The following is a 14,419-nucleotide window of genomic DNA, read 5'->3' as shown; positions in this document are numbered from 1 at the left end:
GAGGGCTCATGTGATGGGAAAAGTCTGGGCTTGGCGCCTTCCGTGAGATACTGGCCCAGATGTCAAATGACGATGGGATCGGGCCAAAATGACCATCCACTCAGAATCTGTGGGTACGACGGAGGTCGTCCTGCTGGCACAGCCGGGCGTCAGCGCGTTTCACCTGTCTGTCCCGCTGGCGATCTTCGGCATGTGTTTTGAGGGGCGAACGGAGTTCCGGGTACGGGTCGCCGTCGAGGGCAGCGGAGGGCCGACTTCGCACTGCTTGATGATCAGGGGTGACGGCGGACTGGAGCTCCTCGATAAGGCCGACGTCGTTGTGGTCGCAGGTTGGCCGGAGCTGGGGCAGGCGCCCTCCGAGGCGCTTCAGCACGGACTGCGCGCTGCCCATGAGCGCGGCGCCTACGTCGTTGGCCTCTGCTATGGTACCTACGCGCTGGCCTACTCAGGCCTTCTGGATGGAAAGCGCGCTGCGACCCATTGGGCAGGCGAATCGGACTTCCAGGGTAGATTTCCAAGCGTAAAGCTGGACGTGGACGCACTCTATGTAGACGAGGACAGGCTCGTCACTTCGGCCGGCACCGGCGCAGGACTGGACTGCTGCATCTACCTGGTGCGAAAGCTCTACGGAACGAAGGAGGCCAACCGCGTCGCGCGGGTGATGGTGTTGCCGCCGCACCGCGAGGGTGGGCAGGCCCAGTACATCGATCAACCCGTCCCAGACAACTCACGGGACGCCGCCCTCAGTAGTCTGATGGACGAGGTCCGGCGCAATCTCGGTGACGATCATTCCATCGACAGCCTAGCGTCAAAAGTGGCGATGAGCCGGAGAACATTCACCCGCAGGTTTGCAAAGGTCACCGGCATGACCGTTGGTGACTGGGTTCAGGCGGAACGACTTCGCCGCGCCATGGAGCTGCTTGAGAGTTCAGCGCTGCCGATCGATGTGGTGGCAGAGAAGGCCGGGTTTCAGAGCGCGGTTTCATTCCGTCAGAGTTTCAAGCGAGCAATGCACGTGAGTCCCTCGGACTGGAGAAAGACTTTCGGGCAGTGACGCGCTCAGATGAAGGAGCACTGGATTCGTCTCAGTTGACAGTGAACCGAGCTACGCCAGATCGAGCTCTTCCAGGCACCGGCACGCTTCCCTGATGCCCGCTGCTGGCCGGTAGCGGACATGCAACGAGATCCGTTCGTTTCATTCGTGGAGTCGCGGACTTTTGTCGCAAGCGATATCTTCAGCCCAAGGTTTGCCAGCCTCCTCTAGTAGCCACCGTGAGAACGTCTTCACAGGTCTGGGCGTCAAACCCATCGGTTCGGGCAGCACCAGGCAGAACGTCTTGGACACCGCCTCGCCTTGCGGCCATGGCGCCACCAGCCGACCTTGCTCCAGCTGTGTCTCCACGTAGAGACGTGGCACCAAGGCGACTCCGAGGCCTGCAAGCGCTGCTTCAATCAGCATCGCATGAAGGTCGTAGCGTGCACCCACCGCTGGGTTGGTGAGGGTTATCCCTGAGTCCTTGGCGTAGCGCTGCCAAGCATCGGGGCTCTGTCGTCGGTGTAGCCGCGGCAGTTGGTCCAGTAAGACGCGAGCCTCTGCGCCCTTGATGAGCGCGGGATGGCACACCGGCACCAGCACTTCCTGCAGTAGCGGGTAGGTCCGCATCCCCGCCCAGGCCGGATGCTCAAAGTGGACGGCAGCGTCGAATCCACTGCCGGCCAGCACGAACGGCTCGGTGCGCTCGGAAAGGTGCACGGTGATGTTCGGATGCGCGCGGCTAAACGCGGGCAGGCGAGGGATGAGCCATCGCATCGCGAAGGTGGGCGTTACGGCAATGTCCAAGCTTGCCGCGTTGTCAGGCTGGCCCATCAGGTATTGGCTGTCCCGGTCCAAGCGGTCCAGCGACTCGCGGACCTGGGCGGCGTATCGCTGCCCATTGGGCAGGAGGCGGACGCGATTGCCGACCCGCTCAAATAGGGGGACCCCCAGGAAGGATTCCAGCCTGCCGATCTGGCGGCTGATGGCCCCCTCGGTGAGGGAAAGCTCTTCCGCTGCCCGCGCAAAGCTGCCGTGGCGGGCGGCGGCCTCGAAGGCGGTCAGGGCGGTGCTGCTGGGAATCTTCCTGCGCATGGGGATTCAGCGTGATCTTTTGTCACTGAAGCATACCGAAACATCGGTTTGATGCGAGCTAATGCAGGCCTAGCATGAGGGGACATCAACAAGGGGCGCGCACAAGCCGGCCCAGGAGTGTTCCCATGATCTACACCGTCGAATGCAGCTATTCCGACTCCGCCAGCGAGGAGGAATGGAACGATTTCTACAGCCTGCACAAACTGCCTGCGCTCATTTCCGTGCGGGGGTTCCACACCTCGCAGCGCTTCAGGGCATGTGGTTCAGGGTGCCCGACCTACCTTGCCCTTCACTCGATAGACGGCCTGGAGGTCCTGCAGGGGGACGAGTATGCCCGGAAGGGAGGGGGCAACTTCGCGCGCTGGCAGCAGCACATCACCGACTGGCATCGCAACCTATACAGTGGCTTGGATCGGGCCTCCGCCGTCGAACAGGGCGATTACCTGCTGGTGAGTCGCGTCGGCCCTGAGCCGCTCATTGAGATGGGGACTGCATTCGAGGCCTTGCATGCGGTTGCGCTCGATCGCGCGCCCGCAGCACTCTGGCTTGCGCGCGTTCCGGCCGGGCAAGTCCCGGTCTTGGAATCCCTTCCTGACGGTGTGCACGCGTATACGCCCATGACCGCGCAACTCAAGAGCGTGGCGGTTGAAGGCCAACAAGGATCGGAGCAGCGCTCACATGCCTAGGCTCTCGATCTCCTTCACCGCGGAGCGGATGCCGGCGGACGACAGTCTGGCCGCGCTCACTGAGCGATGCGCGGTGCTGTGTACGGACATGCTGGGTGCTGCGTTGGACAACGTCCACATCCTTTACCTGGCTGCGCGTCAGGGGCGGGGCCATCCGGCATCTGCGGAACTGGCCTACCGACTGGGTCCGGAGAGGACGCCCGAGCTCATGGACGAATTCATGCGGCAGCTCGATCTGGCCATCCAAGACCATGCTGGGCTGACGGCGCGCATCCGATGCTTTGGCTACGGCAATGATTCCCTCCACGCGCGAAACTGACGAGCGGCATGAACGCATCCATCATTGAACGGGCTCTGCCCACCCTCCAGATCGGTGACTTCCTGATCCAAGCGATCAGCGATGGCCATCTGACCACCAGTCTGGATCTGCTCTCCCACATCGATCCGGCCGAGGCCGCGCAGCTACAGCTGAAGGCCGGGGTCAGCGACCCGTCCTCGATCCATATCAACACCTACCTGGTGCGGGGGAAGGGCCGCACGATCCTCATCGACGCCGGTGCCGGGGGGATCAAGGGCTGGGGAGGGGAATTGAGGGGCAATCTATTGCGAGCCGGTGTGCAGCCCACGGATGTGGATACGATCTTGCTCACGCATGCGCATCCTGATCATGTTGGCGGTCTACTCGATGCTCAAGGTCACCCCGTCTTCCCCAATGCGGAGCTGCTCATACACCCACGCGAGCTGTCCTTCTGGGAGGACGACGGCAACCTTGCCCGCAGCAATGATCGTGCCCGGGGCAACTTCCTGCTCGCACGGCAGGTGTTCGCCGGCTATCGCCGCAACTTGCGCTTGTTGGCCGAGGGCGATGTACTGCCCGGTATCAGTATGGTTCCGCTGTCAGGCCATACGCCAGGGCACACCGGATATCGGGTGGAATCGGAGGACCGCAGTGCGTTGATCTGGGGTGACATCGTGCATTTTCCCCACATCCAAATTGCCCGGCCCGACGTATCCATCGCATTCGACCAGGATCCGCAGCGGGCTGCGGCGGCCCGTTCAGCGCTTTTGGATATGGTCAGTGCAGATCAGTTGATGGCGGCCGGCATGCACTTGGGTGAGCTGGGGTTTGTTCGCATTCAGCGCATCGGAAGAGGTTATTCCTTCACATACGCCGGATGAAGAAGGACTGGTTGTTGTAAAGGCTGCGTCCGCTCCTGGCCGAAATCCGACATCGGTGCTGCAGCGGTCTTCTCGAAGCGCTTATATCGACCCAAGTTCCCCGCGCACGTCCTCAACAAACGCCCGCCCCACCGGCACCTCAGCCCCATCATTCAACACTAGCCAATACCGGCTCCCCGAAGCCGCATGCAACGTCCGCACATGCGTCAAATTGACCAGATACGACCGATGGCAGCGCACAAAGTCCGGCGGTAGCACGGCAGTAAGAGTCGCCAGCGATTTGTCATGCAGCTCACTCCGGCCATCGCGCATCCGCACCTCGCTGTAGTCCCCATCAGCACGAATCCAAAGCACGTCCGCCAGCTCCACCATCGCCGTCCCCTGCGCATGCCAGATGCCCAGGTAACGCGCCGCCCCGGACCGATACCGCCCAACATCCAGCAACCGCTCCAGCGCCTGCCGCAACCGCTCGCGCGAGAACGGCTTCGGCACGAAATCCAGCACCCCATGCTCAAACGCCTGCAGCGCCCGCTCCCGATGCGCGGAGACCACCACGCAGTGGTATCGGCCAGCCACCACGCGCTTCAGCAGGTCGAAGCCATCCTCTCCACCCAGATTCAAATCCAGCAGCAGGCCGTCATACACGCTGCGCTGCAGCCGGTCACCGGCGGCGTCAAGGTCGGCCACGGCATCGAATCGCGCGCGGCTGCCAGCCAGTTCGGTGCACATCCGCAGCAGCCGCTGGCGGACCAGCAGTTCGTCCTCGACGATCAGGATGCGCATGTCAGCTCCATGCGGCCGTACCAGTCGTTGCCATCGGGGCCTTGTTCAAAGCGCCAGTTCTCGGGGCAGGTGGCGGCCAGGCTTGCCTCGATGTAGCGGGTGCCCGTGCCTTGCCCGCGATGCGGGGCAGTGCCGCGTGCGCTGCGCAGCTCCAGCATCCAACGGTCGCCGTCGCGTTGGATACGCAGGCGGAAGGGATGCTCGGCACATGCGACGGCTCCTGCATGAGTCAGCGCATTCTCGACCTGCGCATGCAGCACGCCGGGCGGCAGCCATAGGCCCGTGTGCTCGCCGTCGACCTCGAGACCGATGTGGCGATCCAACGCGAGGCCGACGATGTCCAGGTGGTTGCGGCACAGCGCCAGCTCTTCGTCCAGCGGCACGCTGGGGCGGGTGCTGCTCTCGCGCAGGCGGTCGAACTGCTCGGCCAGCGATTCGACCAGGCGGCTGGCGCGCATCGGTGCCTGTTCGATCAGTTCCTGCAGGCCGGTCAGGGTGTTCATCAGCCAATGCGGCTGGATGCCCCGTTGCAACAGCTGCAGCGAGAGGCGGGCACGCTCTTCGCGCAGCTGCGCGTTGTGGTGGTCCAACGTACGCAGTTGGGCGGCGTGGCGGATCAGCAGGAAGCCCATCAGCACGGCCAGGAACAGGAAGTAGGGGCCGTCGAGGAAGATGCCGCCGGCCAGCGGCACGGCGAATGCACCGGCCACCACCAGGGTCAGGATCGGCCAGCGCTCGTCGGGCTCGCCACGGGCGCGCAGCAGCACGTAGGCGGAGGTCAGCAGGCTGAGCAGCAGGAGTGCGGCACCGCGGCCGTCGAAGCTGGGCACGAATGCGGCCAGCGCCAGCAGTGTGGCGAGATAGGCGACGCGGGCTGTCTTCGGCACCGCGACGCCGAAACGACGCGCCAGGTAAGCCGGCAGCAGGATCGCCGCGGCGAGGTGCAGCAGAAGCAGCATGAGCAGTCGCGGGCCGTGCCACGGATAGCCATAGCCGACCAGCGGCCGCCATGCTTCGACGACGGGCAACGCAAGGCCGACGACCCCCAATGCGAGCAGCAGGCGCGCACCCGGTACCCGTGGACGGCCGCGCTGTGCAGCGAGGAAGTAGAGGCAGGCCGCACCCAGCGCCCCCGTGGCAAGCGCGGCGATCAACCACGGTCCAAGGTTGAGGCTGTAGATCGAGGCAGCCGGCCCGACCGCAACGAAGGCATCCGCGCCCCGCAGTTTGAACCACTGATGATGGCTGGAGGCGAGCAGCACCACCGTATCGGTGCCACTGGAGGAAGAGGGCGGCAGCACACGGATGATGTCCACCTGTCCCGGCTGCTCTTCGTCCGCGTTGCGGCCGACGGTGCCATTGGCGGCCAAGGGCTGGCCGTTCCAGAAGGGCTGGCTGGCGGCGCGTACCGAGATGCGCAGGGCACGGTCGGCCGCGCCGTGTGCTGGCTGCGCAGGCAAGCGCCAGCGCAGCCAGTAAGGGCCGCGCCACTTCACCAGTTCGCGTTGGTCGGCCGCTTGCCATTGCAGTGCCGTCGGTGGTGCGGTGGGCAGTGCGCCGTCGGCATCCAACGTGGCGGGTGCCATCTCCTGTGGCTCGTAGTAGTGCACGCCCGGTGGGGGCGCGACCAACAGCAGCCACGCGGCGACCGCGATGAGCAGGACGACGAGGGCGGTCAGGGTGCGTGGGATCTGCATGCGTCCATCGTATCGGTTGCACGGAGTCACTGGACCCCCGCCTGGAGCTGTTCGGCGGACGGGCCGTCCTCGGCTGCCGTGGGGAAGGTGATGCTGACGGCGTGGTGCATGCGCCGTCACTCGGTGCTCGATTCCCTTACCTCCCATCCGGAGTCCGTCATGTCCAACGTCCCGATGTCCCTGTTCCGTTCTCCTGCTCCCGGCCTGTGCCTGCCGGTCACGCGGTGGGCAGCGCTCTGCCTGACCCTGGTCGGCGCGTCACCTGTGCTGGCACGTGATGCGGCGGCGCGGCTGGAGTTCGCCCCCTATGCGTTCGAGACGCAGAAGCACGGCACCATCGCCGCCGAGGCGGGCTACCTGGAGGTGCCGCGCCGGCATGCCGACCCCAACGGCCCGCGCATGCGCCTGCGGGTGGTGCGCCTGCCGGCAACGGGTGGCGATGGCAATGCGTCGCCCGTGGTGTACCTGGCCGGTGGTCCGGGGGGCTCGGGGATCGGGACCGGGCGCGGACCGCGCTGGCCGGTGTTCGATCAGGTCCGGCGCGAAACCGACGTGCTGCTGCTCGATCAGCGCGGGGCGGGTGAGTCGGAGCCGCCGCCGTCGTGCCCGCATGAGCACACGTTCGACGATGCAAAGCCGCTGCAGCACGATGCGGCGCTCGCCGCGCTGCGTGACGTTGCCGCCCGCTGCGTGGCGTACTGGCGGGAGACGGGCGTGGACCTGGGGGCCTACACCACCGCGGAAAGTGCCGGCGATCTGGAGGACCTGCGGCGTGCGTTGAAGGTGCCGAAGATCAGCCTGTGGGGCATGAGCTATGGCACGCATCTGGCGCTGGCCACGGTGCGCCTGCACGGCGCCGGTCTGGACCGCGTGGTGCTGATGGGGACGGAAGGACCTGATGACACCTTGAAGCTGCCGCTGTCGGCCGATGCGCTGCTGGCGGAGCTGGGCGTGTTGGCCAAAGGAGCGGGCTTCGATGATCTGACCGGCTCGGCCACGCGCGTGCTGGCCGCCCTGCGCGAGCAGCCGCGCCAAGGCCACAGTGTCATGCATGGCGGCAAGCCCGTGATGATCGGCGCGTACGACGCGCAGCTGGCGATCAGTGCCTGTCTCGGGCGCCGCATGACCCAGCAGTGGCTGCCGCTGATCCTGCGCGATGCCGAGAACGGCGACTACGATCTGCTGGCGGCAATGGTCCTGCTGCTGCGCAGTGAGTACGGCAGCTACGGCGCGATGTCGCTGGCGATGGATGTGGCCTCTGGCCAGACTCCGCAGCGCCGCGCACTGGCCGAGGCGCAGGCACGCGAGAGCCTGTTCGGCGATGCGCTGAACTTCCCCTTCCCGGCACTGGGGGATGGCCTGGGGCTGGTCGATCTTGGCGATGCTTTCCGCGGGCCACTGCGCAGCAACGTGCCGGTGCTGTTCATCAGTGGCACGCTGGATGGGCGCACGCCGCCGGCCAACGCCGAGGCGCTGCGGCCGGGCTTCAGCGACAGCCGCACATTGCGGGTGCGCGGGGCCAGCCACGACAACGAACTGTGGCTCGGGAATCCCGCCATCGCCGCGGGCATCACGGACTTCCTGGCAGGTCGGCCGGTGGGTGATGCGGAGCTGGACGTGGGGGCGCCGGTGTTTGCGCGTAGCAAGAGCGATCTGGTCGATCCGCGGGGGCGCTGAGGGCTGCCGGAAGTGCGACTGTGTGCAGGCGCTGTGGACCGACCGAGGTGTATGGTTTCGGCTGGCCCGGCGCTTGCGCCAACACAGGAGGACGCGATGACCGATCCAACGGTGACTTCCGTGCACGGCACGCCCGATGATTATGGCGACACGCTGTACCGGGTGTATGTCGAAGTCGGGGAATCGGAGGACATCGCCCGCGATGCGATCACCACGTTCCTCGTTCAACGCGCCAGCGACAATCCTGCCTTCCACTTCGACGCCTCGCTCCTGCACGCCCGTCCGCACGGCTATGAAGTGGACCTGCCGATGCAGCTGATTCCCGAGGTGGTGCGTGCGCTGGCCGAGCGGAATATCGCAGTGTACCAGGTGGTCAGGCTCGGCGGGGTATAGGGGCGCCGCCGGGCGCCACGGGACGTCGCTTCCTTGCTTGCCTTGGCGCTATCCTTCCGCCAGCGCCAGCCGCACCCTGCGTGCTGGCCGGATCGATACTCTCAACCTGGATAAGGCAGCAATGGCAGATCCTTACAACAGCGGTGGCCGCGCAGGCCCGGCAACCCGGCTCGACGATTCCATGGTGACCACGGCGATGGAGCTGCCCGGCTTCCGCGTGGTGCGCAGCCTGGGCGTGGTGCGTGGCATCACCGTGCGTTCGCGTTCCATCGTGGGCAACTTCCTCGGCGGGCTGCAGACCATCTTCGGCGGCAACATCACCATCTACACGCAGCTGTGCGAGCAGGCGCGCGAAGAGACCTACCGGGACATGTCCAACCATGCGCGGCTGCTGGGCGCCAACGCGATCATCGCGATGCGCTATGACGCCACCGACGTGATGACCGGCCTGACCGAAGTGCTGTGCTACGGCACGGCGGTGATCGTCGAGCCCACGCACCGCTAAGCATCTCGTGTGCGATACGCCCTGCGTATCGCAGCAAGCTGTCATCGGTATTGGCATCCGCGCTGTCCAGGGCGGATGCTGTCCGCATGACGATCAACGACACACTTTCTTTCGCCGGGCAGGTCGCCCTGGTCACCGGCGCCGCAGGCGGCCTCGGCTTCGCCTACAGCCGGTTGCTGGCCCAGCGCGGCGCGCATGTGGTGATGCAGGACGTGGGCGCTACGCTGGACGGTACCGGCCGTGATCCGCAGCGGATCGATCACGCTGTTGCGCGTCTGCGTGCAGAGGGGCTCTCTGTCGAGGCCAGCCACCAGGACATCCAGTCCCGCTCCGCGGCCGCCGCACGGGTCGCCGATATTCTGCAGCGGCATGGCCGCCTGGACGTGATCCTGCACAACGCGGGCTGGGTCGAGTACCAGCGGATCGATGCGGTGGACGAGGATCGTTTCGACCACATGATGGCGGTCGCGGCCAAGGCGCCGTTGTGGCTCGCCCAGGCCGCGTGGCCGGCGATGCAGGCGCAGGGGCATGGCCGCATCGTGCTGACCACCTCCGACCGCGCGCTGTACCCGCAGTACGTGCAGCACGGGCTGGCGGCCTACGCGGCGGCGAAGTCGGCCGCGGTCGGCATCGTCAATGTGCTGGCTGCCGAAGGCGCCGCGCATGGGATCGTGGTCAACGCGGTTTCACCCGTGGCCAAGACCCGCATGTGGGGCGTGGAAGGCGAGCCGGATGAGCTGCACCCGGAGGCCGTGGCGCCGGGCGTCGTGTTCCTGGCCTCGCGCGCCTGCATCGAGGGTGGCTGGATTCTGCGCGCCAGCAACGGCCGGTTCCATGCCACGCGGCTGAGCGAGGCCGAGGGCGTGCGCTATCCGCGCGATCTGCGGGCCGTAGTGGCCGGTAACATCGAGGCGGTCGCCAGGCAGTGGCCGCAGATCGCCAAGTCGGCAGTCGAACCACGCTGACACCCGCTCACGTCCTGACGTCCTGCGCTTGCCGGATTTCCCGACACGGCCCGCGGGTGGCAGCCGTCGAGCATCAGCGCGTCAGCACGGCCTCCAGCGCGGCCATGGCCTCACGTGCCACCGCATGTGGATCGCGGGCCTTCAGCGCATCGTTGAACACCTCCAGCCCGATCGGCCCGCCGTAACCCATCGCGGCCAGCGCATCGATCAGCGTCTCCAGCGGCCAGAGGCCATCGCCCGGCAGGCAGCGGTGATGCCGCGCCTGCGTGGTGACCTGGCCGGGCAACGGCTGGGTCAGCACATCCGACAGCTGCACCAGCGCGATGCGCTCCACCGGCACGTCGTGCAGATCGTCGGCGGTGCGCCCGGCGGCGAACAGGTGGAAGGCATCGACCACGATGTCCAGGTTCGGCGCGCCGACCTGCTCGATCTGCTGCCACGCAGAGGGCAGGGTGGAATGCAGGCGGCTCCAGGCCATGCCTTCGTAGGCGATGCGCAGGCCACGTTCGGCGGCACGCGCGCACAGCCAGCGCAGGTCGTCGGTGACGCGGTCGGGCACGTAGTCGGTCGCGGTGCAGGCGGGCACCAGCACCGTGCCTGCGCCCATGTCGTGCGCCAGCGCAAGCAAGGACAGTGCCTCTGCACGCTTGCCCTCGCGGGTGGCCGCCGAAGCGCCATCAAAATCCAGCAGCACCTGCACGTCGGTGAGCTGCAGGCCGCTGCGCGTCAGGGTTGCACGCACGTCGGCGACGGATGAGGACTCGACATCCTCACGCCACAGCTCGACCTGTGCGAATCCTGCCGCGGCGGCGGCACCGAGTTTCCCGGCCGTGTCGCCGCCAAGCAGGATGGTGTTGAGGAAGCGCGGGCCGGGCAATGAGGACATCGAGGGGTACACCTTGCAGCGAATCAAGCGTCGCCGCCGATGCTAGTGGCTACCGCATCGCCGCGATGTGCAGGCGGCCGGGTGTCAGCGAAGCCCCTCCGCCGCGCAGCGGATGCTCAGCCATGCGCCGCCGCCCGGCGCATCCCCGGCGCGGACCCGGAACCCATGGAGGCCGGCGATGGCGGCCACGATCGAAAGCCCCAGCCCGAAGCCCTCGGTCGTCTCGCCGCCGCTACCGCCGCGGAAGAAGCGCTGGTAGATCAGGCTGCGATCCTGCGGCGGAATGCCGGGGCCGTTGTCGATCACATCGATGCGCGGTGCGCCGTGGTCATCCACCGCGCGAAGCACGATCCGGCCCTGCGCCGGGGTGAAGTGCAACGCGTTGGAGAGTAGGTTGGCCAGCGCCTCGAACAGCAGTTCGCGGTCGCCCCACAGCGTGCCTACCTGCGGGGTGATCTCCAGCAGCAGCTGCTGGTCCTTCTCCTCAGCCAGTGGCAGGTAGAACGCGTGCAGTTCCTGCAGCAGCTCGCCCGCATCCAGTTCGACGAAGGCCGAGCGGCGCTGGTGGCTTTCCAGTTCGGAGACGCGCAGCAGCGCCCCGAAGCGCGCCATCAGCCGGTCGGTTTCGGTCAGCGCCTTGTCCAGCTGCGCGGCACGCGGGTCATCTTCTTCCAGCCCGACACGGGTGCGGTAGAGATGCGCGCGCAGGCGGGTGAGCGGGGTCCGCAGATCATGCGCGATGCTGTCGCACACGCCCTTGACCTCGGTCATCAGCTGCTCGATGCGTTCGAGCATGGCATTGACGATGCTCGAGAGACGGTCGATCTCATCCGGGTGGCCGGACACGGGCAGACGCTGGCCGAGATCGCCGGCGATGATGCGGTTGGTCGCGGCCTCGATCTGCTGGATCCGTTTGAGCGGGCGCCGGCGCAGGATGTGCCAGCCGGCCAGGCCGGGAATGATGGTCAACGAGACGCCCCACAGCAGCGCATCGAGAATGATGCTGTTGACCGCGGAGAGCTTGCCGCTCTGGCGAACGAACACCAGCAGCCGGCCACCCTGCGTTTCCACGCCGAGCGCGCGCCCGGGCGCCTTGATCGGCCCACTACGCAGGGACCAGCGTTCCACCGCCTGCGCGTGCCCGTCGATGCTCAGGCCATCGGGAATCGCCAGGAGTGGGCCGGACAGTGGCTGCCCGCTGCGGCTGAAGATGCCGTAGGCATACGCCCCGTGCAGGTCATAGCGCAGGCTGTCGCGCAGCGCATCGTCCAGCGCCGGGCCCTCGAACTTCTCGAACAGGTGCGCGCGCTGCTGCAGGCCGGACTCGGCGAGGTCGTTGAGGTAGTCCGAGACGCGCCAGTACATCACCCCCAGCAGTACGCTGGACCAGGCCACGAACAGCACGCAGTACAGCCCAAGCAGCCGGCTGCTGGAGGAACGCCAGTGATCAGACATGGTCGTCCAGGACATAGCCGGTGCCACGCACGGTGCGGATCGGCTGGGCACGCCCGGGCTGGTCGATGCGCTTGCGCAGGCGCCCGATGTGGACGTCGATCAGGTTGGTGCCGGGATCGAAGTGGTAGCCCCATACCTCCTGGAACAACATGGTGCGGGTGACCACCTGGCCGACGTTGCGCACGAGGAATTCCAGCAGTTTGAACTCGGTCGGCAGCAGGGTGATCTCCTCGCCGGCGCGGCGGGCGGTGCGGGTCATCAGGTCCAGCTCCAGGTCACCGGCGCGCAACTGGTTCTCCGCCACGGCTGGCTGCCCGTGACGACGGATCAACACCTCCACGCGGGCCGCCATTTCGTCCGAGGCGAAGGGTTTGGTCAGGTAGTCGTCGCCGCCGGCGCGCAGGCCCCGGACCCGCTCATCCACATCGGAAAGGGCGCTGATCATCAGCACCGGGGTGGTGATGCCCTGGCGCCGCAGGGCCGTGACCAGGGCCAGGCCATCCATGCCCGGCAGCATGCGGTCCAGGGTGATCACGGCGTAGTCGCCGCGGCAGGCCATGGCCAGGCCGTCCTCGCCATTGCCCACCCGGTCCACCTCGAAGCCGTGGCTGCGCAGTTCCGTGGCGATCTCCTCGGCGGTGACGAGGTCGTCCTCGATGGTGAGTACGCGCGGCATGGGCCACTTTGACGATTGGGACCGGTGCATCGTCGCAACCCCCCGGAGGGACTGCAAATGAAAAATGTTTCATGCGGTTTTCGCCGGATCCTCGCCCCGCTTCTCCTATATTCGCCCCGAGCAGTGGCCCTGCCGCCCGGGGCCATGTGCCCCGTTCACGCCTGGAATACCGTCCCCCATGACCGATCCGCTCCCGTCCTCCCCGGCCCCCGGCCTGTTGTCCGGCCCTTGGCGCCTGCCGCTGCTGGGGCTGGCCGTGGCGTTGGGGCTGGCCGCCTGCAGCAAGGAAGCGCCCAAGGCAAAGGGACCGGCGCCGGAGGTGACGGTGCTGACCCTGCAGGCGCAATCGCTGGCGCTGGCCCAGGAATTGCCCGGACGCACGGTGGCCTCTCAGGAATCGGATGTACGCCCGCAGGTGTCCGGGGTATTGCAGGCGCGGTTGTTCGAGCAGGGCGAGATGGTGAAGGCCGGACAGCCGCTGTTCCAGATCGAACCGGCGCTGTACCAGGCCTCGGTGAACGAAGCGCAGGCCAACCTGCGCACGGCCGAGGCCAGTGCGGTGGCGGCGGGGTTGCGTGCGAAGCGCATGCAGCAGCTCGGTGTCGGTCAACTGGCGGCGCAGCAGGACGTGGATGATGCGGTGGCCACCCACCAGCAGGCCGAGGCGGCGGTGCAGGCGGCGCAGGCGGTGCGCGATACCGCACGCACCAACCTGGGCTTTGCGCGGGTGACCGCGCCGATCAGCGGGCGGATCGGCCGCGCGCTGTTCACCCCGGGCGCGCTGGTGACCAACGGCCAGGCCGAGCCGCTGGCGCGCATCCAGCAGGTGGATCCGATGAACGTGGATATCACCCAGTCCAGCAACGAGTATCTCGCGCTGCGCCGCGCGATCGCCGACGGCGGCGTGGAGGCGACCACCGCGCCGGTGCAGCTCAAGCTCTCCGATGGCACCGACTACGCCCTGACCGGCACGCTGGAATTCGCCGACATCGATGTGGACCAGGAAACCGGCAGCATCACCCTGCGGGCACAGTTTCCGAATCCACAGGGCCAGCTGCTGCCCGGCATGTACGTGCGCGCCCAGGTCGGCCAGGGTACGCAGCAGCAGGCGCTGCTGGTGCCGCAGGCCGCCGTGGACCGCAGCCCGAAGGGCGAGGCGCTGGCGTGGGTGGTGGGCGCGGACGGACGCGTGCATCAACGCACCTTCGGGACGGCGCGCGCGGTGGGTGACCAGTGGCTGGTGCTCGAGGGTCTGCGGGCCGGTGAGCAGGTCGTGCTCAGTGGCCGCCAGGGGCTGAGCGAAGGCGCCACGGTACGGATCAAGCCCGCGGGCGAAGCCGCACCGGCCACGGTGCCCGCCGCCGCGCCGGCCGGCGAGGGCTGAGCCGC

The 14,419-nt window shown here is 67.1% G+C and carries 15 protein-coding genes; 9 read left to right on the top strand and 6 right to left on the bottom strand.

The window, feature by feature from the left end; genetic code table 11:
* The first annotated feature begins 88 nt into the window (after nucleotides 1-88).
* The gene (locus ABE546_RS10205) at nucleotides 89-1,054 is read left to right on the top strand and encodes a helix-turn-helix domain-containing protein (RefSeq protein ID WP_346463570.1); all 966 of its coding nucleotides are present in this window, start codon (nucleotides 89-91) and stop codon (nucleotides 1,052-1,054) included.
* A 141-nt stretch (nucleotides 1,055-1,195) separates the two neighbouring features.
* Here ABE546_RS10205 and ABE546_RS10200 read toward each other — a convergent pair whose 3' ends face one another.
* The gene (locus ABE546_RS10200; protein ID WP_313212114.1) at nucleotides 1,196-2,128 is read right to left on the bottom strand and encodes a LysR substrate-binding domain-containing protein; all 933 of its coding nucleotides are present in this window, start codon (nucleotides 2,126-2,128) and stop codon (nucleotides 1,196-1,198) included.
* 125 nt (nucleotides 2,129-2,253) lie between these two features.
* On the opposite strand from ABE546_RS10200, the gene ABE546_RS10195 reads away from it, so the two are divergent.
* From ABE546_RS10195 to ABE546_RS10185, 3 genes are read left to right on the top strand one after another with little or no spacing between them, the layout of a single operon-like run.
* A complete protein-coding gene (locus ABE546_RS10195; RefSeq protein ID WP_313212115.1) occupies nucleotides 2,254-2,814 on the top strand; it encodes a hypothetical protein in 561 nt (186 codons plus the stop codon).
* Nucleotides 2,807-3,133, top strand: a complete 327-nt coding sequence (locus ABE546_RS10190) for a hypothetical protein (protein WP_346463568.1) — start codon at nucleotides 2,807-2,809, stop codon at nucleotides 3,131-3,133. Before ABE546_RS10195 ends, ABE546_RS10190 begins: the two co-directional genes overlap by 8 nt.
* Before the next feature lie 8 nt (nucleotides 3,134-3,141).
* On the top strand, nucleotides 3,142-3,993 hold the full coding sequence (locus ABE546_RS10185) for an MBL fold metallo-hydrolase (protein ID WP_313212117.1): 852 nt from the start codon (nucleotides 3,142-3,144) through the stop codon (nucleotides 3,991-3,993).
* Between the two features lie 81 nt (nucleotides 3,994-4,074).
* Here ABE546_RS10185 and ABE546_RS10180 read toward each other — a convergent pair whose 3' ends face one another.
* Both ABE546_RS10180 and ABE546_RS10175 read right to left on the bottom strand, forming a co-directional pair.
* Nucleotides 4,075-4,776: a LytTR family DNA-binding domain-containing protein gene (locus ABE546_RS10180; RefSeq protein ID WP_313212118.1), complete on the bottom strand. Its 702-nt coding sequence runs from the start codon at nucleotides 4,774-4,776 to the stop codon at nucleotides 4,075-4,077.
* Nucleotides 4,764-6,473, bottom strand: coding sequence for a histidine kinase (locus tag ABE546_RS10175; RefSeq protein ID WP_346463566.1), 1,710 nt, complete (start codon nucleotides 6,471-6,473; stop codon nucleotides 4,764-4,766). The genes ABE546_RS10180 and ABE546_RS10175 overlap by 13 nt, the downstream gene beginning before the upstream one ends.
* A gap of 159 nt (nucleotides 6,474-6,632) precedes the next feature.
* Here ABE546_RS10175 and ABE546_RS10170 point away from each other — a divergent pair, with 159 nt between their 5' ends.
* The 4 genes from ABE546_RS10170 (at nucleotide 6,633) to ABE546_RS10155 (ending at nucleotide 10,013) form a co-directional block, all read left to right on the top strand.
* Nucleotides 6,633-8,150 (top strand): alpha/beta fold hydrolase, encoded by a 1,518-nt coding sequence (locus tag ABE546_RS10170; RefSeq protein WP_346463565.1) that lies wholly within the window; start codon nucleotides 6,633-6,635, stop codon nucleotides 8,148-8,150.
* A gap of 96 nt (nucleotides 8,151-8,246) precedes the next feature.
* Complete coding sequence (locus ABE546_RS10165) at nucleotides 8,247-8,543, top strand: hypothetical protein (RefSeq protein ID WP_346463563.1); 297 nt, start codon at nucleotides 8,247-8,249, stop codon at nucleotides 8,541-8,543.
* Nucleotides 8,544-8,664: 121 nt separating this feature from the next.
* Nucleotides 8,665-9,048 carry a YbjQ family protein gene (locus ABE546_RS10160; protein WP_313212122.1) on the top strand — a complete coding sequence of 128 codons (384 nt, stop codon included), beginning with the start codon at nucleotides 8,665-8,667 and terminating at the stop codon, nucleotides 9,046-9,048.
* A gap of 86 nt (nucleotides 9,049-9,134) precedes the next feature.
* The gene (locus ABE546_RS10155; RefSeq protein WP_313212123.1) at nucleotides 9,135-10,013 is read left to right on the top strand and encodes an SDR family NAD(P)-dependent oxidoreductase; all 879 of its coding nucleotides are present in this window, start codon (nucleotides 9,135-9,137) and stop codon (nucleotides 10,011-10,013) included.
* A 73-nt stretch (nucleotides 10,014-10,086) separates the two neighbouring features.
* Here ABE546_RS10155 and ABE546_RS10150 read toward each other — a convergent pair whose 3' ends face one another.
* From ABE546_RS10150 to ABE546_RS10140, 3 genes are all read right to left on the bottom strand, one after another.
* Nucleotides 10,087-10,899, bottom strand: coding sequence for a sugar phosphate isomerase/epimerase family protein (locus tag ABE546_RS10150; RefSeq protein ID WP_313212125.1), 813 nt, complete (start codon nucleotides 10,897-10,899; stop codon nucleotides 10,087-10,089).
* Nucleotides 10,900-10,983: 84 nt separating this feature from the next.
* Nucleotides 10,984-12,354: an ATP-binding protein gene (locus ABE546_RS10145; protein WP_346463561.1), complete on the bottom strand. Its 1,371-nt coding sequence runs from the start codon at nucleotides 12,352-12,354 to the stop codon at nucleotides 10,984-10,986.
* Nucleotides 12,347-13,030, bottom strand: a complete 684-nt coding sequence (locus ABE546_RS10140) for a response regulator transcription factor (RefSeq protein ID WP_313212127.1) — start codon at nucleotides 13,028-13,030, stop codon at nucleotides 12,347-12,349. Before ABE546_RS10140 ends, ABE546_RS10145 begins: the two co-directional genes overlap by 8 nt.
* A 178-nt stretch (nucleotides 13,031-13,208) precedes the next feature.
* Here ABE546_RS10140 and ABE546_RS10135 point away from each other — a divergent pair, with 178 nt between their 5' ends.
* Entirely contained in the window at nucleotides 13,209-14,414 is a 1,206-nt protein-coding gene (locus ABE546_RS10135) for an efflux RND transporter periplasmic adaptor subunit (protein ID WP_346463559.1), read from the top strand.
* Nucleotides 14,415-14,419: the final 5 nt, after the last annotated feature.

The organism is Stenotrophomonas sp. TWI377 (genome assembly GCF_039674525.1).
In the GTDB taxonomy this organism is placed as follows: domain Bacteria; phylum Pseudomonadota; class Gammaproteobacteria; order Xanthomonadales; family Xanthomonadaceae; genus Stenotrophomonas.
The sequence above is the reverse complement of the archived record's forward strand: the minus strand, read 5'-3'. Positions and strand labels throughout refer to the sequence as shown.